The organism is Rhizobium sp. 05N430 (genome assembly GCF_056396985.1).
In genome coordinates, this window is the sequence record NZ_JBFTMO010000012.1 from 121,500 (window position 1) to 140,691 (window position 19,192).

The window sequence follows — 19,192 nt, forward strand, 5'->3', positions numbered from 1 at the left end:
AGCGGGCCCGTTCACATCGCGCCTAGCGTCTGCTCCAATGCGTCCAGAAACTGATCGGCGTGATCACGGGCAAAGACCAGCGGCGGGCGGATCTTCAGAACGTTGGCGTCAGGGCCGCTGGCGCTAATCAGAACCTGTCTCTCCCGGAGACCGTTGACGATGCGCGCTGCAAGCGATGCCGACGGCCTGCCGTTCTCGACGATATCGGCCCCGATGAAGAGCCCTGCACCGCGGATATCGCCGATCCCCGGAAAGCGGGTCTTCAGCGCTTCGAGTCCGTGCAGGAAATGGGTGCCGACGTCGCGGGTATGGGCAATGAGATCCTGCTCCTCAATGAAGCGTAACACGGCCATGCCTGCGGCGGCGGCGACAGGATTTCCGCCGAACGTGTTGAAGTAGCGCGAGTTCTTGCCGAATTCGGCGATCACCTCGGGTCTGGCGATCAGTCCGGCGACGGGATAGCCGTTACCCATCGGCTTGCCCGTCGTGACCAGATCGGGCACGAAGCCGTGGCGCTGGAATCCCCACATCGCCTCGCCTGTTCGCCCGAAGCCAGGTTGCACTTCATCGGCAACGAAAATGCCGCCTGCCGTCCGGATCGCCTCGACGGCCGGCTTGAGGAAGCCGGCATGGCCTGGGATGACGCCGTCGCTGGAAAAGATCGTATCGACGATCAGCATCGCCGGCTTGATGCCGTGGCGTGTGAGATCGGCAATTGCGGCCTTCACGCCGTCGGCAAAGGCGGCTTCCATCTGTTCAGGCGGAAGCGAAGGATCGGGTGCGGCGACGGTGCGCACATGCGCTCCGAGATCGACATTGGGGCCGAGCGAGGGTGAGAAGGCGGCAACTGTTGCCGTGACGCCGTGATAGGCATGCGCCGTTACGATGATGCCGGTTCCGCCGGTATAGCTGCGGGCGATCCGCACGGCCAGATCGTTGGCCTCGCTGCCGGTGCAGGTGAACATGACCTGGCTGAGTTCATCCGGGCATGTCGCGGTGAGAGCCTCGGCGTAGTCGAGGATGTTTTCGTGCAGGTAGCGCGTATGCGTGTTCAGCGTTTCGGCCTGGCGGGCGATCGCCTCCAGCACCGCCGGATTGCCGTGGCCGATGGAGGCAACGTTGTTATAGGCGTCGAGATAGGCGCGTCCTTCTGCGTCGTAGAGCCAGACGCCTTCGCCGCGTACGAAATGCAGGGGCCGCTCATAGAACAGCCGGTAGGCCGGTCCGAGTACGCGTTCGCGCCGCTTGATCATCGATTGCTCGGCAGCGCTCAGGCGCTCGAAATCGCCGGCTCCGAATGCGTTGGCCATGGTCATGCTGAGTCTCCGATAGTCTGCCGGAAGAAGGCGGCAAGCGCTTCGTCGCTATGATCCGCCAGGCGAATGAGCCCGGCAAGGGCTGCCGGGTGGTTGCGCAGGATGTAGTCGCGGTTTTCAGGGTAGAGGCTGGCACGCCATTCCGGGATGAGAACGGTCATCGCCAGCCGCGTCCGCAGAAGACAGGGCAGTGCCGAAAGCTCGTCTGCGGAGAGCGGGCGGACCGCATGATAGGCCTGAAGCATCGCAACGATAGCCTCCATTCCGTCGTCACCGCCCGCCTGATAGGACAGCGCCACGGCGAGATCGTTGACCAGCGGCGCCTCGACGAGATCGCCGAAGTCGATGACCCCGGTGATCTCCGCAGGGTCGTCTGCCGCTACGAGAATGTTGTGCGGATTGAAATCGTTGTGGATCACTTGCCGTGGGAGCCCGGAAAATCCATTGGAAGCGAGACGCTCGAAGCCGTCGAGCGCTGAAACGACGAGGCTGCGCCGCTCTTCGCCAACGTGAGAGGTGAGGGGCCGCAAAGCGGCGGCGTTGCAGATGTCCCAAAGCAGGTTCTGCAGCAGCGGCTCAGGTCTGAAATCCGCCAGAGCCTGAGCGAGTCGCGCCAGGCTGCGCCCCAGCGCTTGTATCTGCGGCACGGAGCGCGGTGCCTTGTAGAGCTGAACGCCATCCAGAAATGTCAGCATGCGTACGAAGCGCTGGTCGCTTCCGAAACCCAGCTTGAGGAGAAAATTGCCGTTATAGGCCGGGATCGGCTTGGGAAGGGGAAGCGCCAGCGGTTTGCGCTCGAGGTGGCGCAAGGCATCGGTCTGGAAGGTCAGCACATCGGCGCGCTCGGCCGTATTGGCGATCTTCAGGATCGCGCGCTGGCCATGCGTGGCCTGGATCAGGAAGGTCTCGTCGCGTTCGCTTGAGAGTACCGAAGCGCGGCCGGCGATGCAGAAATACTGGGCAGCAATGGCTTCGACGCGCGCAAGCGGCGTCCTCTCCAGTTTTGCCGTCAGGGCGTCGTTGGTATCGGGCTCGGAGGTTTGGGTCATCAAGCTGGCCTTTATTGACACCGGGTCACGGACGATGTTTGAAATTCGATGCTGCGCGATTTGAACGATGCGTTGCACGCAACCGGCCAATGCCGGATGAAAGAGAAGCAATGCCGCCAGCCACCATTCCGCCGCTTACCGAAAGCTCCCGCTCCGTTCTGCGCGTCGTTGCGTCTTCCGGCCCGATCACCCGGCCGCGGCTCGGCGCGATGCTCAATCTGTCCAAGCCGACAATGACCGCAGTGATGAACGAGCTCGGCGCATTGGGACTGGTGGCCCCGATCGGTTCGCAGCAGGGGGCAATGGGCCGTTCGGCCACGGTTTATGCCCTGGGGCCGGAAGCCGGATATGTGCTCGGGATCGATGTCGGTGTCGCGCAGGTGCGCGCTGTCGCGCAGGGGCTCGACGGAACGCCGCTCGCAACCGCCGAACTGAAAATCGCCAAGCAGCAGCGCGCCACGACGGAAGAGGTGGCGGAGATCGTCGATGAGGCGGCGCGAACTGCGATCCTGGCGGTCGGCAAGCGCAGCAAGAACCTGCGCAGCATCGCTGTCGCCGTTCCACGCATCGTCTCGCGCAACCGGCTGGGGCTGAGCCGCCGCAAGGGGCCGGAAGCCGTCTTGCAGCGGTTGCGGCAATCCGTCGAAGCGCCGATCCTGCTGGAGAACAACGTCAACTGCGCGGCCTTCGGCGAGCTTCGCGACGGCGCGGCGCAGGGCCGCGAGATCTTTCTGTTTCTGCAGATCGGCGTGCGCATCGGCCTCGGCATCGTCATCGGCGGCAAGCTCTTCCGCGGCTTCAATGGCGCCGCGGGTGAGGCTGGCCGCCTGCCGTTTCCGTGGTCGGCCGGACATGTGCCGGAGCGCGAGGGCCTGGAACATCATTTGGGCTCCGATGCGCTGATGGAACGTTGCATCGCCGGATGGCCCGCCACCGCCGGGGAACCCCCGGCGACGGCACGCGAACTCTTCGACCGGGCGCATGCAGGCGAAAAGGAAGCGGTCCTCTGGGTCAACAGACATGGGGCCGATATCGGGAGAATGGTCGCTGGCTGCATCGGCTTCTTTGATCCGGGTCTCGTTGTTCTGGGCGGCGGCGTCGGTCAGAATCCGCTGATGCTCGATGAGGTCCGTCATGTTGCCCGCGACCTGACCTGGGCGACGGAGATTGCGGTGAGCAGCCTCGGCGTCAATGGCACCGTGCTCGGGGCTACCCGGCTTGCCGCCGACTATGCGCTGGCCGATATTCTCGGCGAAGCGCCGGATGCGACGCTGGTGCTGCCCGCCGGCCCGGCCTCGGACGAGGGGCCGGAAGCGTCTTTCGGCTGATCCTACACTTCCGTCGGCGACCACGGTTTCAGCTTGGTATCGGTTTGGCGATAGCGGAAGGTGATGTTCGTCAGCCCGGCGGCGTCCTGCATGTCGCCTGTTATCATCTGCAGGGCGACGATCTCGATGATCGCATCGGCGATCGGGTGGTTGAGGCCGGGCACGGCGATCACCACCAGATTGTCACGCTGGGCAATGTCGTGGCGGTTGGTGATCAGAACAGAGGGGCAGCCGAAGCCCGCCATGTCCTCGGCGATCTTCGTCTCCCGGCCGTTGCCGAAGGCGATGACACCGGTTCTCCGATCCTGCGATTCCATCGGCCCATGCAGATAGTTCATTGTGTCCCATCCGGCGGCGGGAATACGCACCGCCTCGCGGATCAACATCGCACCTTCGCCGGCATTGGCATAGCCGGTCCCTCCGCCGACGAGATCGATCGAACTGCAGGCACCGAGCATCTTTGCGGCTTCGGACGCTTGCCCCGCGGCGGATTGCAATGTCTTCGAAACAGCGGCTGGCAGGCGGTTCCACTCGGGAGAAGAGCGTCCGCCCGCCAGCCTCTCGCAGAGCAGCCCGATGGCGAGCAGCATGCCGGTATAGCCCGTTGAGCTCGCGCCATTGTCGGAACCGGACCCCGTCGGAAGGACGGCGCCGGTGAGTTCGGCAAGCGGGTTCTCGCTGCCTCTGCAGATCGCAATCTTCGGCGTGGAAGGCCGGAGCCGCATCACGTCTGAGATTTCACGGCTCTGACCCGATGCCGACAGGGCCACGAAGGCGCCGGCGGCGCTATCTAGCGCTTCGTAGAGATCGGTCGGGCAATAGGGAAAGGATGGGATGCCCAGCGCGCGAAGGTAAACGGCGCCCGCCATGGCGGCCTGATAGCTGGCGCCGATACCGGCAAAGCCTACTGTCTTGCCGGCGAATCCGCTGATATCGAGCCTGGCGAGCGCCTCGCGCACGACGCTCAGGCCTTCCGCCAGGCTTTCCGGCTGGCGGGCAACCGCGTTTCTGTAACCAATGCGTTCCATTTCCGCTTCCTCTGTCTATCCAATCGGTTCAGCCGAGCAGGCGGCGCGCGAGCGCCAGCGCGCCGTTGACCGGGGCTGCGCGCAGCAGGGTGATTTCGCTCTTCGGAGAGACTTCCGCCATCGCCCGGCGAAAGGCCTCGAACAGGCTCGGCTGCTCGACAACGACACCGCCGCCGATGACGACGTGACTGGCGTCCGCACCGCGGCTGATCAGAATGCCGACAAGGCGGGCGAGGGCGGCGGCACCGTCCTCGATCACCCTCGATGCGAGTGGCGATTTCTGCGAGGCAGCGTCGAATACGGCATCGGCATAGCTGCCCCAGACGGCCGCGCCGCGCGTCTCGTTGAGCAGGCGGCCGATCTTCGTCGCATCGTCGGTCTGCAGCTTCGACATCAGACCGGCGACAAGCGGATCACCGCTCTCGCCGAGATCGATCGACTTGCGGATCGCCCGGGCGGCTTCCCTGACGAGCGCTGCGGCACTGCCTTCGTCGCCGAGGATCCAGCCCCAACCACCGGCAACCAGCATCTCGCCTTCGCCGTTGCGTGCAACGGCAATCGACCCGGTGCCGGAGACGACCCCGATACCTGCCTCGAAGCCTGCTGCGGGAACCAGCAGTTCGGAATCGTTGACGACCTTGATCTTGCCGGTGAGGTGAGCGCCGAGGTCGCTTTCCATCTGCGTGCAATGTGGACCGGTATCGCAGCCATGGGCACCGACAGCGATAGCGGCAGGTTCTGCCTTCGCCGTTCCCGTGATCAGCGCTGCGAGTACGGCAGCATCGGCGGGCCGGTCCCATGTTCGCCAGTCCGAGGTGGGCACAACCGTATCAGCAACCACATTGCCGTCTTCGCTGACGAGCAGATGCGTCTTTGTGCCGCCGATATCGATGCCTGCGATCAGGCCGCTTTTCGCCATAGAATATATGCCTTCTGCATGAAGTTCGGTGGGCTAAAAAATATAGTTAGGCAGCTTTACAAACTATCTAGCCAAAAGGCAAGAACTATGATTTGTTAATGATCGTGAACACGCCCTAGAAAACGAAAAGGGGAGCGTAATGAGAGTGAGATCGATAGCAGGGCTGCTGACCGCAGCGACAATTGCCTGGGGGCTTTCCGCTCCCTTCACCTATGCCACGGACATTTCCTTCTGGACCTGGCGCCAGGAAGACAAGGCGGCCTACAACGAGCTGTTTGCCGACTTCACCAAGGAAAATCCGGATATCCACGTGAAGTTCGAATCCTTCCCGGATGAGAACTATCCGACGATCGTCTCGACGGCGCTGGCCGGCGGCAAGGGCGGCGATGTCATTCACACGCATGCCTATGGCTGGCTCGAGCAGTTCGTGAAGTCAGGCTATTTCGTCAAGCAGGACAGCTCCAACATGCCCTCGCTGGCAAACATGTCGGCCGATGCGCTCCTGTCGGGCACATACCGTGCAGACGGCCAGGTCTATTCGCTGCCCTTCGCCTCGCAGACCCTCGGCCTCTTCATCAACAAGGATGTCTTCGAAAAGGCCGGTCTCAAGGCGCCCACCACCTGGGATGAGTTCATTACCGTTTCCAAGGCGCTGAAGGAAAAGGGCGTCATTCCGCTCGCCAACGGCCTTGGCACCAGCTGGTTCAACGAAATGTTCGTTGCCTCCTTCACCGGCCCGCTGCTCGGCCAGGATTTCGTCTCCGACCTGAAGACCGGCAAGGCGACTTTCAAGGATCCGCGCTACATCGCGGCGCTCAACAAGCTGCTCGAGCTGCGCGACTACATGTCGCCAGGCTTCGAAGGCATCGATTACGATACCGCGGGCCAGCTCTTCGTCAGCGGCCGTGCGGCCATGCTTGCCGGCGGCAGCTTCGACATCTCCACCTACAAGGGCGAAAACCCGCAGATCAACATGGACTTCATTGCACCGCCGGCTGCAAAGGCAGGCGATGTTCCCCAGGCAACGAAGTTCTATGACGGCGGCTATGCGGTCAACGCAGCATCGCCGAACAAGGAAGCCGCTCTCAAGCTGGTCGCCTGGATGGGCACCAAGGAATTCGGCGACAAGTTCACCGCGCTCCTCGGCAACATCTCGCCGATCAAGGGCGTCGTCGTAAAGGACCCGCTGCTGGCAGAAGTCGCCAAGCTCAACGAGACCGCGATGCCGCACATCAACGTCGTCTATTTCCGCTTCCAGAAGCCCACGGGTTCCGAGTTGCTGCAGAACGACATTACGAAGATGATGTCCGGCAGCATGACGCCCGATCAGCTTGGCGCCGATCTGACCGATGGTCTCGCCAAGTGGTACAAGCCTTTCCAGGGGAAATGACATGAACAAGGACCGGCGCCGCACGACGACTTTTCTGCCGCAGCGCCGGTCCTTGTGGATCTGCTTCCTGCTCTTCCCGGCGATGGCCGTGATGACGCTCTTCGTCGTCTGGCCATTGCTCTCCGCCCTCCGTTTTGCCTTTTATGATTTTAACGGCCTGCTGCCGTCGAACTTCATCGGCCTGGAGAACTTCCGAAAGGTCCTCTTCGAGGAGCCCTATAGCGACTGGACGTTCAATGCCTTCTGGCACAATGTTATCGTCTTCGTCTCTCTGATGGTCTTCGAAAACGGCACCGCTTTCCTCATCGCCTTCGGGCTGTTGAAGGGATTGCCCGGCCACCGCATCCACCAGGTCATCGTGTTTCTTCCTGTGGTGCTGTCTTCCGTTATCGTCGGCTTTCTCTGGAAGCTCTTCCTGCATCCGCTGTTCGGTATCGTCAACGGCGCGCTGGCGCTGATCCACATCCAGGGACCGGCATGGCTCGGCAATGAAAATACCGCACTCGGGAGCATCATCTTCGCCAATATCTGGCATTGGCTGGGTTTCCCGACGCTGGTGCTGCTGGCCGGCATGCAGCGGATTTCCGCCGAGGTGATCGAGGCGGCGCGGCTCGATGGAGCCGGCGACTATGTGCTCCTCCGCCGCATCATCTGGCCGCTGATCGCCCCCAGCGTCACGATCGTCTGCATCCTGACCTTCATCGGCAGCTTCAACTGGTTCGAAATCCCTTATGTCATGGCGGGGCTGACAGGATCGCCCGGCGGATCGACCGATGTGCTCGGCCTCTATTTCTATCGCACGGCCTTCGGCAGCGTCACCAACGGTATCCAGGATTTCGGCCAGGGCAGCGCGCTCGCCGTCCTGATGTTCCTCTTCGTCGCCGGCTTCTCCTTCGTGGCGCTGCGCTTCCTGCGCCGCCGTGAAATCCAGCTCTAGGCCGCCCTTTGCCAGTTTCGGGAAACGACATGAAGAATTCCAACGAGTGGATCAAGAACGGCTTCATTCAGGCAGTGCTGGTGCTGAACGCACTCATCATGCTCTACCCGCTTGTCGTCATGGTACTTTCCTCATTCAAGAAGAATGCAGAGATCTTCACCTCGCCCTTTGCCCTGCCGCAGAGCTTCGGCTTCGACAATCTGCAGAAGGTCTGGGATCAGACGAATTTCATTCGCTACATGCTGAATTCCTTCGGAGTCACGGCGGCCTCGATCATCCTGATCCTGACCTTTGGCACGATGGCGGCCTATGCGATCGCCCGCTATGAATTCCGCCTCGGCAGCGCTGTGCTGATGTTCTTCATCAGCGGCATGACGGTGCCATTGAAGCTGGCGATCATCCCGCTCTTCATCCAGCTCGATACGCTGCATCTGGTCGATACCTATGCCGGCCTCGTCCTCGTCTATGTCGCCATGGGCCTGCCGTCGGCGGTGTTCATCATGACGGGTTTCCTGCGCACGCTGCCGCGCGAGCTGGAAGAGTCCGCGCGTATCGATGGCGCCAGTGAATTGCGGATCATGCTGAAGATCATGCTACCGCTCGCGCGCCCAGCCATGGTGATCGTGGCAATCCAGAATGCGGTGCCGATCTGGAACGACTTCTTCTTCCCGCTGATCCTGATCACCTCGGACAATCTGAAGACATTGCCACAGGGCCTGACTGTTTTCATCGGCGAGTTCACCACAGATTGGGGCGTGATGTTCACCGGCCTGACGCTGGCCGCATTGCCGATCACGCTTCTCTACATCGTGCTTTCCAAGCAATTCATCGCCGGCATCACCCAAGGCGCCGTCAAGTAATTCCAGGAGATTGGACCCGAATGAGCTCCGTGCAAATCCGCAGCGTCAGCAAGAGCTACGCCCAGACCAGCGTTATCAAGGATGTATCCGTCGATATTCCGGACGGCGAGTTCGTCATCCTCGTCGGTCCCTCCGGCTGCGGAAAGTCGACGCTTCTGCGGATGATCGCCGGACTTGAGGATATCAGCGGCGGCGAGATCGCCATCGGCGGCAACGTCATCAACGACGTCGCACCGAAATCCCGGGACATCGCCATGGTGTTTCAGAACTATGCGCTCTATCCGCATATGACGATCCGGGAAAATATGGAATTCGCACTTCAGCTGAAGAAGGTGCCGAAGGCCGAGATTGATGGCAAAGTGATGCGCGCCGCCGAAATCCTCGGGCTTCAGGATCTATTGGCACGCTATCCGCGCCAGCTCTCCGGCGGCCAGCGCCAGCGCGTCGCCATGGGCCGCGCCATCGTTCGCGATCCCAAGGTGTTCCTGTTCGACGAGCCGCTTTCGAACCTCGATGCCAAGCTCCGTGTCCAGATGCGCGCCGAAATCAAGGCGCTGCACCAGCGCTTGAAAACCACCACAGTCTACGTCACCCATGATCAGGTCGAGGCGATGACCATGGCGGACCGCATCGTCGTCATGCGCGCCGGCATCGTCGAGCAGGCCGGAACGCCGCTGGAGCTCTACGACAATCCCGCCAACATCTTCGTGGCGCAGTTTATCGGCTCTCCGGCGATGAATATCATCGAGGGGACGGTTGTTGGAGGGGCGTTCGAGAGCCTCGACGGCATCAGCTTTCCCCTGCCTGCGAATGCGCCAGCCGAGGAAAGCAGGATCCACTATGGCATCCGGCCGGAGCATATCGTCCTGTCGGACAAGGGCGTGGCCGGTATCGTCCATCTCGTCGAGCCGACCGGCGCCAGCACCGAGGTGATCGTCAGCGTCGGCAAGCATCAGGTCGTCGTCCAGGCACATGAGCGGCTGGTCGTGCAGCCCGGTCAGCAGGTCCATCTGGCCTACGATCCTGCAAAGGTCTGCCTGTTCGACGAGGGCGAGCAGCGCATCCGGATCTAGGAGCAGACCATGAGCAGCAGGAAAACTGTCATCATCACCGGTGCCGGATCCGGTATCGGCGCGGCAACGGCGATCGCCTTTGCCCGCAGCGGCTACGACGTTGCCGTCAACTACAGCCGCAACAGGACAGGCGCGGAAGACGTGGTCCGCCAATGCCTGGAAGCGGGAGCCGACGCGATCGCCATCCCCGGTGATATTGCCGGGGATGCGGATTGCCGACGGATCGCGGACGAGACGATCCGCCGCTTCGGCAGGATCGACGCGCTCGTCAACAATGCCGGCGTCACGCGCCAGGCCCCAGCCGGAGATCTCAATGCATCCAACGCTGCAGATTTCGAAGCGATCTTCCGCGTCAATGTCAGCGGCACCTATCAGATGATCCGCGCCGCCGTCCCCTATCTACAGAAGGCGCCGCTGGGGTCGATCGTCAACGTCTCGTCGGACTCGGCCATCTCGGGCTCTGGTTCGTCGCTGGCCTATGCAGCCTCGAAAGGGGCCGTCAACACGATGACCCGCGGCCTTGCGCGGACGCTGGCGCCGCATATCCGCGTCAACGCCGTCTGCCCCGGGTTCGTCGATACTTCCTGGGCGCTCTCCTGGCTCAGCGAAGATGCCTACCGTGAGTTCAAGGCCGGGCTGATTGCCGCAGCACCGCTGAAGAGCATTCCTGAGGCATCGGATATTGCCGATGCGATCCTCTGGCTGTCGGACCGCGCCTCGCGGATGACCGGGCAGTGCCTTGTCATCGATGGCGGGGCGAGCCTCGTAGAGTAAGTTCGGCAGATCAGACGCCGCGGACAGTCTGCGTGAATGTCGCCAACACTTGTGCACGCAATGCTGTTTCCGCATATGCTCGCGACAAACTTGCTGCCGGATGGATCTGCATATGCGTGGCGACAGAGCCAACTCACTGAAGTTGAAGATCGGCTTCCTGCTGGCGCGAAATTTTACGCTGAGCGCCTTTTCCCTGTTCGTCGATACGCTGCGGCTGGGCAGCGATCAGCGCGACAATTCCGGGAGAATTGCCTGCGATTGGTTGGTCATGAGTGTCGACAAGCATTTCGTGACGTCGAGCTCGGGCGTACCCGTGCCACCAAACGCGTCGCTGAAACCACCCGCCGAGTTCGACTATATCGTGGTCGTCGGCGGCCGGATCAACGAGAAGATCGAGGCGCTCGACAGCGCCGCTGTCTCCTATGTCGTCAATGCCGCGCATGCGGGTGTGCCGGTGATCGGCCTCTGCACCGGCAGTTTCATTCTGGCGGAGGCGGGTCTTCTCCAGGGAAAGAAGGCCTGTGTCAGCTGGCTGCACCATGGCGAGTTTCGCGAGCGCTTCCCGGACATCTCCGTGACGTCGCACGAGCTGTTCGTCGAGGACGGAAACGTCATCACCTGTGCGGGCGGCAGCAGCGCGGCGGATCTGGCGGCGTTTCTGCTCAACCGGCATGTCGGAGAGTTCGCCGAGAAGAACGCGCTCGAAATCCTGCAGATCGCTAGACGGCGGGATGCCAACGAGATGCAGCCGCGAAATCCGATCGGGCAGGGCAGTATCGACGATGCGAGGGTCGAAAAGGCGCTTCTGACGATGGAGCAGCATATCGAAGATCTGCTCGATATCGAGGATATCGCATCGCAGAGCGGGCTATCGCGCCGCCAGCTCGAGCGCTCGTTCCGGGCGGCGGTCGGCACTTCTCCGGCCTCCGCCTACCTGATCGTCCGGCTGGACGCGGCGATGCGCCTGGTGAAAACCACGAAGATTCCGCTCGCCGAGATCGCCATTCGCGCCGGCTTTCAGAATTCCTCGCATTTCATCAGAAAGTTCAGGGAGCGTTTCGAGGCACCTCCGGCCACCGTCCGGAAAAATATCAAGCTGCGCGGACTGAGCGGCTGAGACTGCGGCAATAAAGCCTGAGAAACAGAGTGTATCTTCGATGGCTGATAAACCGCCCGTCAATAAATCCATGTCAGATTTCCGTCATCCCATAGCCGGGATGGAGGAACATGATGCCGTCGTCGTCCCCGGTCAGGAAACGATCAAGCCGAACGGACACCGTTGAGGTCGATCGCATCGATCTCGCGAGCGACGTCTATCATCTCAAAAAGGTCTTCGACAGCTGCTCCAAGGCTGCCCGCATCGGCGCCTGGGAATGCAGTCTTGCCGATGAGCGCCTGTGGTGGACCGACATGGTCTACGAGCTCTTCGATGTCGATCCGGGAACACCTTTGGTGCGCGATGAGATCGTCACCATGTATTCCGCCGAGACGCTCAGCGAATTGAAGCGGCTTCGCAGTGCCGCGATCGAGCAGCTCGGCAGCTTTTCGCTCGACGCCGAGGTGATCACCCGAAAGGGAAATCGCCGCTGGATCAGGATCACGGCGCGGGTCGAATCCGAAAACGGCAAGGCGGTGCGGATCTTCGGGCTGAAGCAGGACGTGACGCTCGAGATCATGATGCTGAAGGAAATCCGCCATCGTGCCGATTTCGATCATCTGACGGGACTGGCGAACCGCTTCAGGTTCCATGAGCGCCTCGATACCCTCGTCGGGTCCGGGCTGGCGACCGACTGCGCGCTGCTGCTGGTTGATCTCGACGGCTTCAAACGCGTCAACGACAGCCTCGGCCACCGAGTCGGCGATTCCTGCCTGATCGAGGCGGCGCGCCGGCTGAATTTTGCCGCCGAAGGTGCTGATCTCGTATCCCGAATTGGCGGCGACGAATTCGCGGTCATTTACAGGAGCGCCTCGATCCAGCAGGTGGAGACCGCGGCAAACCGCATCGTCGCCGCCATGCAGTGGAATGCGGGGGACGATATCGCGCTCGGCGCTTCGATAGGCGTCGCATGGGCCGGATCGGGATCGACCTCGGCTTCGCTCTACGAGGAAGCGGACCGGGCGATGTACCGCGCCAAGGCGTCGGGACGAAACCGCTTCGTCGTTCATCAGCCGCCCAGTCTCGACGCCGCCTGATCGCCTAAGATCGCTGTCCGCCCGTGCTCTCGCGCACGATCAGCTTGAAGCCGAGATCGATCTGCTCGGCGCCATGGGCGGTGCTGGCGTTGACGGCCGCCAGAACTTTTTCAGCGGCGAGCCTGCCGGTCTCGTAGCGTCTCGATGCGATGGACGATAGCGAAGGGGAGGCGCAGGCGGCAAATTCCAGGTCGTGGAAGCCGATGATCGAGATGTCGCTCGGAATCCGGATATTGTGTTTCCGACACTCCTGCATGGCGCCAAGCGCAAGGTTGTCGTCGGTGCAGAAGATCGCCTCGGGAATGTTGCCGCGTTCGAACATCTCGGCGCAAAGTGCCGAGCCAAGCGCGATGGAGCTGTGGCGGGGTTTCTGCGTCACGAGCTCCAGGCTCTGATAGTCCGCCTCCTTCATCGCCAGATGGTATCCATCGAAACGCGACTGGGAACGATGATCGAGATTGCCGCTGAGGAATGCAATGCGCTGGAAACCGCGCTCGATGAGGTGGCGTGTCGCCGCCCAGCCGGCCTTCTCCTGCGACATGCCGATATTGATATCGATGGGATCGTCGGAGAGCTCGAATGTCTCGACGACGGGCATATTGGCATGAGCAAGCAGCTGCCGCGCATGTGCCGTGTGGTGAATGCCGGCCATGATGATCGCCTCGACCCGCTGGCCGAGCAGCGCCTTGACGGCATTTTCCTCCTCGAGTTCCGAATAGCGGCTATTGACGACAATGACCTGAAAGCCGGCGCCGACGAGCACTTCATGCAAGGCAAACAGATACTCGGCAAAGATCACGTTGTAGAGCGTCGGCACGATGACGCCGATCGCGTGAGTACGGGCAGAGGCGAGCCGGCTTGCGGCGATATTCGGCACGTAGCCGAGCTCCTTCACCGCGGCGTTGACACGCATGCGCAGGCCCTCGGAGACGGCATCGGGCTTGCGCAGTACCCGTGACACGGTAATCGGGCTGACGCCCGCAAGACTTGCAACATCGTCCAATGTCACGCGTCGCATGAAGTAATTCTCCGGTATGATATATTTCTCTATGCGAAGTCAGAATATCTATAGTTATGCCATAGTTGACAGCGCTAGCAAATAGAATTTGACAGCGCTGTCAACTATGTTACCTTTTTGCCGTTCCGGATATGGATGGGAATGGAGCCTTCCGGATCAAGCATGCCAATCAGATCATACTGGAGAGGCGGCTTCGATCCGCCTCGTGGAGGAGGACATTCATGCCCAAGTCGTTGAAAGCGAAGTCCATCCGGCTCGCTGGCCTTGCCGCGCCCATGCTGGCTCTTTTGTGCAGTGCTGCCTATGCGGAGCCGAAAGTCGTCTCCGGCCCGGCCGCCGATCCGCAATGCATGACGCCATGGGCGTCCGATACGCAATTCCTGCAGTTCCCCAAGAAAGAAGGCCCGTACCGCATCGCGCTGGCGAACGGCTATATCGCCAATACCTGGCGCATTCAGATGGTGCAGACGGCGAAGGCGTATGCCGCGCAGCCTGACGTCAAGGCAAAGCTCAAGGAGTTCAAGGTCGTCTCCACCGGCGAGGACGTGCCGGCACAGATATCGGCGATCAACAACTTCATTGACGCCGGATATGACGCCGTCGTCGTCGATGCGCAGAACCCGACAGCCTTTGGCCCGGTCATCAAGCGCGCCAAGGAGGCCGGTGTCGTCTTGGTTGCCTTCGACAACACGCTCGACAGCAAGGACGCGATCAACGTCAACGTCGACCAGAAAGGTCTCGGGGTCATCTGGGGCGATTGGCTGGTCAAGCATATGCCTCAGGGCGGCAAGGTTCTCGAAGTTCGCGGCGTAGCCGGCACATCCGTCGATACCGACCGCCACGATGGCATCAAGGAAACGCTCGCCGCATCCGGCAAGAAGTTTGACGTGACCGAAGTCGTCGGCAAATGGGACGACGGCGTCGCGCAGAAGGCCACGGCCGACGCAATTGCCACCAACGGCCCGTTCGACGGGATTACCGCCCAGGGCGGTGATACCGGCGTCGTCCAGGCGATGATCGATGCCAAGCATCCCTTCGTGCCGTTTGGTGGCGAGACCGAAAACGGCTTCCGCAAGCTCTGCGCTGCCCATGCCGGCGATGGCCTGAAATGCACGTCGGCCGGCACTGGCCCGGCCCAGGTTGCCGTCGCCATCAAGACGGCGATTGCTGCTCTTGAGGGGCAGGTGATCCCGCAGGCGATCAAGCTGCCGACGGCGCTCGTGTCCGATCCTGATTTCAAGGAAGGCCAGGATTACTATCCGAAGGAATCCGACAATTTCTTCGTCGGCAATGCCTTCCCCACCTGCGGCATCAATTTCACCGCCCAGGAAATCATGGGGCAGAGCAAGGAAAACCAGTAAGCGGTCCAATTTGCCATATTGACTGCGGGCGTTCGCGCCCGCAGCCTTGCTGTTGCTGCGACCGCGGGAGGTGGACGCATGAATTTGCCTGAACCGTTTTTCCGGATGGACGGCGTATCGAAGCGATATGGCGGCGTGATCGCCCTGAAGGATGCGAGCATCGCCATCCGGCCCGGCGCCATCCATGCCGTCCTTGGCGAAAACGGGGCCGGAAAATCGACGCTTATCAAGATCATGGCAGGTGCCGTCGCCCCCGACGAGGGGCGTATGCTGCTCGATGGCGGCGACGTCTCCTTCACCAGTCCGGCTGCAGCAACGGCCGCCGGTATTGTCTGCGTCTTTCAGGAGCTATCGCTGATCCCGGACCTGTCGGTTGCCGACAATATCGTCATCAGTAACCCGCCCTTGCGCTTCGGCCTGATTGACCGGCGCCGGCAAAGGGCGATAGCCGAAGAAGCGCTGGCGCGGGCCGGCGCATCCGACATTCATCCCTCGTCGCTGGTCAAGGACCTGCCGCTGTCGCGCCGCCAGATGGTGGAGATTGCCAAGGCGCTGGCCCGCAAGCCCAGGCTGATGATCCTGGACGAAGCGACGTCGGCCCTGACCCAATCGGATGTCGAGAAGGTTTTCGAAGTGTTGAAGCGGTTGCGTTCGGAGGGCATGGCACTCGTTTACATCTCCCATCGCATGCACGAGATCGCAGCGCTCGCCGACGATTGCACGGTGTTTCGCAATGGCCGCAGCATCGAATCGTATCCCGCCGGCACCAAGACCGATCAGCAGGTGGTCGAATTGATGATCGGCCGCGAATACACCAATGTCTTTCCACCGAAGCCTGCAAAACCGGCCGATCGCGCCCCGGTGCTCTCCTGCCGCGGGCTTTCCTGGGGAGACAGGTTGTCAAATATCAGCTTCGACATTCGCCCCGGCGAGATCATCGGCTTCGGCGGGTTGGACGGGCAGGGGCAGCGCGAACTGCTGCTGGCGCTGTTCGGCGTGCTTCGCGACACCAAGGGCAGTATCGAGGTTGCCGGTCAGCCGGTGGCATTGAGGAGCCCGAAACAGGCAAAGTCGGGCGGCACGTCGATTGCGCTGATCCCTGAGGATCGCAAGACGGAAGGGCTGATGCTGCCGATGACCGTGCGCGAAAACCTGTCGATTGCCGCACTCGGCAGCGTCTCCAGGCATGGCGTCATCGATCGCAGTGCCGAGCAGGCGAGGATCGACGAACTCCTGAAGCTCCTTGCAATCAAGGCCGCAACGATCGACATGCCGGTGGGGGCCCTGTCCGGCGGCAACCAGCAGAAGGTGGTCATCGCCAAATGGCTGATGAACCGCCCGAAGATCACCCTGCTCAACGATCCGACGCGCGGCATCGACGTCGGCACCAAGCAGGAAATCTACGCGCTGTTGCGCAAGCTTGCCGATGATGGCGCGGCAATCATCTTCTACTCGACCGACTACGATGAGCTGATCGGCTGCTGCGACCGTGTTCTGGTCATGTATGACGGCAGAGTCATCCGCTCGCTCGAAGGTGAAGAGATCAACGAGCATGAACTGATCGCCAGCGCACTCAACATCAATCCGCAGGCCGTCGAACAAAGGATCGGGCAATGAGCGCGAAGTCTCCAAGCGACTGGCGGTTCTGGTATGTTCAGCACAAGGGCACGCTGCTTGCCGCGGCGCTGTTCCTCGTCATGTTCGTGATCTATGTCAGCAACCATCCCGCGGGCTTCACGCCGAATGTCGTTCAGACGGCGTCGAACAAGGCAACGCTGCTTGCTTTTGTCGCCATGGCGCAGTGTTTCGTGGTCATCACCGCGGGCATCGACCTTTCGGCCGGCATGATCCTGATCCTTTGCAATTGCCTTGCGTCGTGGCTGGTCGTCGGCACACCGCTGCAAACAGGTCTTGGCATTGTCGCGGTGCTGCTGACCGGCCTTGCCTGCGGCCTGCTCAATGGCCTGATCATCATTTTCGGCAGGCTGCAGCCAATCGTCACGACGATCGCGACGAGTGCCATCTTCTTCGGCCTCGCCTTGCTGCTGCGGCCGACGCCGGGAGGATCGGTGAACGAGGATCTGGCTGATGCCTTCACCTCCAAGCTGTTCGGCATCTTCCCAACCAGCCTGATTGTCCTGACATTGACGATCCTGATCATCTGGGTACCGTTCAGCCGGTCGGTGCTTGGCCGCGCGGCCTATGCCGCGGGTTCGTCCGAAAACGCCGCCTATATGTCGGGCATGCCGATCAAGCGGGCCAAGCTGGCAGCCTATGCGCTGGCCGGGCTCTTATCGGCGATCGGCGGCCTATACCTGACCTTTTTCTCTTATACCGGCGAGGCGGCGTTTGCGAGCGGCAACGCCTATACGCTCTATTCGATTGCCGCCGTGGTGCTTGGCGGCGTGTCGCTGGCCGGCGGCAAGGGCAGCGCCATCGGCGCGGTGTTCGGCGCCCTGGCTTTCCGCACCATCGGCGACCTGTTGTTCGTCTTCGACCTCGATCCGCTTTGGCAGCCCCTTTTCCAGGGGATCGTGCTGATGGCGGCGATCAGCATCGGCTGCATCGGGCTTGCCCGCGTTCGCAACCGGCTGGAGTGGTTCCAATGAGTGAGGATGCATCCTACATGCGCCAGTCGATCATTCCGGTCCGTCTTCGCAGCGTCGATCCGGCCGTCGCCATCGCCTTCGGCTGCATCATTCTGCTGCTGCTCGGCGGCTCGATCTACTCATCGAATTTCCTGTCTCCCGACTACTTGCTGCAGCAGCTGAAGGTCGCCTCGTTTCTTGGGGTGATCGCGACGGGAATGATGATGGTGATTCTGCTCGGCCAGATCGACCTCTCGGTGCCATGGGTGGTGACGGCGGGCGCGATGATGGCCTGTGCGGCAACGGCCTATGGTACGGCGGGCTCGATCGTTGCGATCCCCTTCGGTATCCTCTGTGGTGCGGCAATCGGCGCCTTCAACGGTGCAGCGGTTGCCTATCTGCGTATTCCATCGATGATCATCACGCTCGCGACCAATGCCGTCGTCCAGGGTCTGATGGTCGTCTATACCGGCGGTTTCGCGCCGCAGGACGCGGCCTCTCCAGCGATGCGCTTTCTTGCTACCGGCTACCTCATTCCGGCCATTCCAAACGGCGTGCTCGTCTGGCTCGTCACCGGCATTCTCACCGTTTTCCTCTTGACGCGGACGACATTTGGCCGCTCGCTCTACGCCATAGGCAACCGTGAACGGGCCGCCTACATGTCCGGCATCGATACCCGCCGGATCACGCTCCTCGCCTTTGTCATATCGGGTGCACTGAGCGCGCTCGGCGGCGTGCTGCTTGCCGGATATGCGTCGAAGGCCTCGCAATCGATGGGAGATGCCTATCTGCTGCCGTCGATTGCCGCTGTCGTTCTTGGCGGCACCCATGTACTGGGCGGCAAGGGCTCATATCTCGGGACGGTTGCAGGCGTGATCCTGATTACCCTGTTGCAATCGATCCTCTCCGTCATGCAGATCGAGGAAGCCGGACGGCAGCTGATTTACGGCGCGGTCATCGTCTGCATGCTGCTGCTCTATGGACGCCAGAAGCTTGCCTGATACAGCGCGGGCCGCGATCCTAGCCGAATTTGGTATCAAACCGTGCTTGCAAATCCATGCAGGCGGAATAGACTAACCCCATGACATCGCTCAGACAGTGACCACGGATGTACTGGCACGAGGCTGAAGCGATAAAGAAAGGTCGGTGCGATTGTTCGCCCGGCCTTTTCTTTTGGACGCGAGTGATCCGCATCTCAGATGGCTGACCGCCGACAGGTGGTGAGCAGGCATCTGAAACAGGTCGCGGCAGACTCAAAAATGCCATGTTGAATGGCAAGACCGGATACAGGCGCGCTCGACTCATCCTTGCGCCTCGTTGCGGTGACGATTGCGTGCAATCGGCGCCAGGCCCCATCA

17 protein-coding genes are annotated in these 19,192 nt (G+C 61.6%); 12 read left to right on the forward strand and 5 right to left on the reverse strand.

The window, feature by feature from the left end; genetic code table 11:
- Positions 1 to 11: 11 nt before the first annotated feature.
- Both AC1DJO_RS22195 and AC1DJO_RS22200 read right to left on the reverse strand, forming a co-directional pair.
- A complete protein-coding gene (locus AC1DJO_RS22195) occupies positions 12 to 1,316 on the reverse strand; it encodes an aspartate aminotransferase family protein (protein WP_112389973.1) in 1,305 nt (434 codons plus the stop codon).
- Positions 1,313 to 2,365, reverse strand: a complete 1,053-nt coding sequence (locus tag AC1DJO_RS22200; protein ID WP_310301339.1) for a phosphotransferase — start codon at positions 2,363 to 2,365, stop codon at positions 1,313 to 1,315. Before AC1DJO_RS22200 ends, AC1DJO_RS22195 begins: the two co-directional genes overlap by 4 nt.
- Positions 2,366 to 2,475: 110 nt before the next feature.
- Between AC1DJO_RS22200 and AC1DJO_RS22205 the strand changes: the two genes are divergently transcribed.
- Positions 2,476 to 3,693 carry an ROK family transcriptional regulator gene (locus AC1DJO_RS22205; protein ID WP_112389971.1) on the forward strand — a complete coding sequence of 406 codons (1,218 nt, stop codon included), beginning with the start codon at positions 2,476 to 2,478 and terminating at the stop codon, positions 3,691 to 3,693.
- Positions 3,694 to 3,695: 2 nt separating this feature from the next.
- On the opposite strand, the gene AC1DJO_RS22210 is transcribed toward AC1DJO_RS22205, so the two are convergent.
- Positions 3,696 to 4,721 (reverse strand): SIS domain-containing protein, encoded by a 1,026-nt coding sequence (locus tag AC1DJO_RS22210; RefSeq protein ID WP_112389970.1) that lies wholly within the window; start codon positions 4,719 to 4,721, stop codon positions 3,696 to 3,698.
- A gap of 28 nt (positions 4,722 to 4,749) precedes the next feature.
- A complete protein-coding gene (locus tag AC1DJO_RS22215) occupies positions 4,750 to 5,640 on the reverse strand; it encodes an N-acetylglucosamine kinase (protein WP_112389969.1) in 891 nt (296 codons plus the stop codon).
- Positions 5,641 to 5,779: 139 nt separating this feature from the next.
- Here AC1DJO_RS22215 and AC1DJO_RS22220 point away from each other — a divergent pair, with 139 nt between their 5' ends.
- From AC1DJO_RS22220 to AC1DJO_RS22250, 7 genes are all read left to right on the forward strand, one after another.
- Positions 5,780 to 7,030, forward strand: a complete 1,251-nt coding sequence (locus tag AC1DJO_RS22220; RefSeq protein WP_112389968.1) for an extracellular solute-binding protein — start codon at positions 5,780 to 5,782, stop codon at positions 7,028 to 7,030.
- A 1-nt stretch (position 7,031) separates the two neighbouring features.
- The gene (locus tag AC1DJO_RS22225; protein WP_112389967.1) at positions 7,032 to 7,967 is read left to right on the forward strand and encodes a carbohydrate ABC transporter permease; all 936 of its coding nucleotides are present in this window, start codon (positions 7,032 to 7,034) and stop codon (positions 7,965 to 7,967) included.
- A gap of 29 nt (positions 7,968 to 7,996) precedes the next feature.
- Positions 7,997 to 8,827 carry a carbohydrate ABC transporter permease gene (locus AC1DJO_RS22230; protein ID WP_112389966.1) on the forward strand — a complete coding sequence of 277 codons (831 nt, stop codon included), beginning with the start codon at positions 7,997 to 7,999 and terminating at the stop codon, positions 8,825 to 8,827.
- A 20-nt stretch (positions 8,828 to 8,847) separates the two neighbouring features.
- Complete coding sequence (locus AC1DJO_RS22235) at positions 8,848 to 9,900, forward strand: ABC transporter ATP-binding protein (RefSeq protein ID WP_112389965.1); 1,053 nt, start codon at positions 8,848 to 8,850, stop codon at positions 9,898 to 9,900.
- Between the two features lie 9 nt (positions 9,901 to 9,909).
- Entirely contained in the window at positions 9,910 to 10,674 is a 765-nt protein-coding gene (locus tag AC1DJO_RS22240) for an SDR family NAD(P)-dependent oxidoreductase (RefSeq protein ID WP_112389964.1), read from the forward strand.
- A gap of 112 nt (positions 10,675 to 10,786) precedes the next feature.
- A complete protein-coding gene (locus tag AC1DJO_RS22245) occupies positions 10,787 to 11,791 on the forward strand; it encodes a GlxA family transcriptional regulator (protein ID WP_112390083.1) in 1,005 nt (334 codons plus the stop codon).
- Between the two features lie 113 nt (positions 11,792 to 11,904).
- Positions 11,905 to 12,867, forward strand: coding sequence for a GGDEF domain-containing protein (locus tag AC1DJO_RS22250; RefSeq protein WP_112389963.1), 963 nt, complete (start codon positions 11,905 to 11,907; stop codon positions 12,865 to 12,867).
- Positions 12,868 to 12,871: 4 nt separating this feature from the next.
- Here the strand turns inward: AC1DJO_RS22250 and AC1DJO_RS22255 are convergent, their stop codons facing one another.
- The gene (locus AC1DJO_RS22255) at positions 12,872 to 13,885 is read right to left on the reverse strand and encodes a LacI family DNA-binding transcriptional regulator (protein WP_112389962.1); all 1,014 of its coding nucleotides are present in this window, start codon (positions 13,883 to 13,885) and stop codon (positions 12,872 to 12,874) included.
- A 221-nt stretch (positions 13,886 to 14,106) separates the two neighbouring features.
- Here AC1DJO_RS22255 and AC1DJO_RS22260 point away from each other — a divergent pair, with 221 nt between their 5' ends.
- The 4 genes from AC1DJO_RS22260 to AC1DJO_RS22275 all read left to right on the forward strand — a co-directional run bounded on the left by AC1DJO_RS22260 (position 14,107) and on the right by AC1DJO_RS22275 (position 18,835).
- The gene (locus AC1DJO_RS22260) at positions 14,107 to 15,246 is read left to right on the forward strand and encodes a sugar ABC transporter substrate-binding protein (protein ID WP_112389961.1); all 1,140 of its coding nucleotides are present in this window, start codon (positions 14,107 to 14,109) and stop codon (positions 15,244 to 15,246) included.
- Positions 15,247 to 15,324: 78 nt separating this feature from the next.
- Positions 15,325 to 16,863, forward strand: coding sequence for a sugar ABC transporter ATP-binding protein (locus tag AC1DJO_RS22265; RefSeq protein WP_477972850.1), 1,539 nt, complete (start codon positions 15,325 to 15,327; stop codon positions 16,861 to 16,863).
- The gene (locus tag AC1DJO_RS22270) at positions 16,860 to 17,855 is read left to right on the forward strand and encodes an ABC transporter permease (protein ID WP_477972852.1); all 996 of its coding nucleotides are present in this window, start codon (positions 16,860 to 16,862) and stop codon (positions 17,853 to 17,855) included. The genes AC1DJO_RS22265 and AC1DJO_RS22270 overlap by 4 nt, the downstream gene beginning before the upstream one ends.
- Positions 17,852 to 18,835 carry an ABC transporter permease gene (locus AC1DJO_RS22275; RefSeq protein WP_112389958.1) on the forward strand — a complete coding sequence of 328 codons (984 nt, stop codon included), beginning with the start codon at positions 17,852 to 17,854 and terminating at the stop codon, positions 18,833 to 18,835. Before AC1DJO_RS22270 ends, AC1DJO_RS22275 begins: the two co-directional genes overlap by 4 nt.
- The last annotated feature ends 357 nt before the right edge of the window (positions 18,836 to 19,192 follow it).

Bases quoted from the DNA above. Each gene is read 5' to 3' on its own strand.
- AC1DJO_RS22195 (WP_112389973.1), bottom strand. From the start codon at position 1,316: ATGACCATGGCCAACGCATTCGGAGCCGGCGATTTCGAGCGCCTGAGC.
- AC1DJO_RS22200 (WP_310301339.1), bottom strand. From the start codon at position 2,365: ATGACCCAAACCTCCGAGCCCGATACCAACGACGCCCTGACGGCAAAA.
- AC1DJO_RS22205 (WP_112389971.1), top strand. From the start codon at position 2,476: ATGCCGCCAGCCACCATTCCGCCGCTTACCGAAAGCTCCCGCTCCGTT.
- AC1DJO_RS22210 (WP_112389970.1), bottom strand. From the start codon at position 4,721: ATGGAACGCATTGGTTACAGAAACGCGGTTGCCCGCCAGCCGGAAAGC.
- AC1DJO_RS22215 (WP_112389969.1), bottom strand. From the start codon at position 5,640: ATGGCGAAAAGCGGCCTGATCGCAGGCATCGATATCGGCGGCACAAAG.
- AC1DJO_RS22220 (WP_112389968.1), top strand. From the start codon at position 5,780: ATGAGAGTGAGATCGATAGCAGGGCTGCTGACCGCAGCGACAATTGCC.
- AC1DJO_RS22225 (WP_112389967.1), top strand. From the start codon at position 7,032: ATGAACAAGGACCGGCGCCGCACGACGACTTTTCTGCCGCAGCGCCGG.
- AC1DJO_RS22230 (WP_112389966.1), top strand. From the start codon at position 7,997: ATGAAGAATTCCAACGAGTGGATCAAGAACGGCTTCATTCAGGCAGTG.
- AC1DJO_RS22235 (WP_112389965.1), top strand. From the start codon at position 8,848: ATGAGCTCCGTGCAAATCCGCAGCGTCAGCAAGAGCTACGCCCAGACC.
- AC1DJO_RS22240 (WP_112389964.1), top strand. From the start codon at position 9,910: ATGAGCAGCAGGAAAACTGTCATCATCACCGGTGCCGGATCCGGTATC.
- AC1DJO_RS22245 (WP_112390083.1), top strand. From the start codon at position 10,787: ATGCGTGGCGACAGAGCCAACTCACTGAAGTTGAAGATCGGCTTCCTG.
- AC1DJO_RS22250 (WP_112389963.1), top strand. From the start codon at position 11,905: ATGCCGTCGTCGTCCCCGGTCAGGAAACGATCAAGCCGAACGGACACC.
- AC1DJO_RS22255 (WP_112389962.1), bottom strand. From the start codon at position 13,885: ATGCGACGCGTGACATTGGACGATGTTGCAAGTCTTGCGGGCGTCAGC.
- AC1DJO_RS22260 (WP_112389961.1), top strand. From the start codon at position 14,107: ATGCCCAAGTCGTTGAAAGCGAAGTCCATCCGGCTCGCTGGCCTTGCC.
- AC1DJO_RS22265 (WP_477972850.1), top strand. From the start codon at position 15,325: ATGAATTTGCCTGAACCGTTTTTCCGGATGGACGGCGTATCGAAGCGA.
- AC1DJO_RS22270 (WP_477972852.1), top strand. From the start codon at position 16,860: ATGAGCGCGAAGTCTCCAAGCGACTGGCGGTTCTGGTATGTTCAGCAC.
- AC1DJO_RS22275 (WP_112389958.1), top strand. From the start codon at position 17,852: ATGAGTGAGGATGCATCCTACATGCGCCAGTCGATCATTCCGGTCCGT.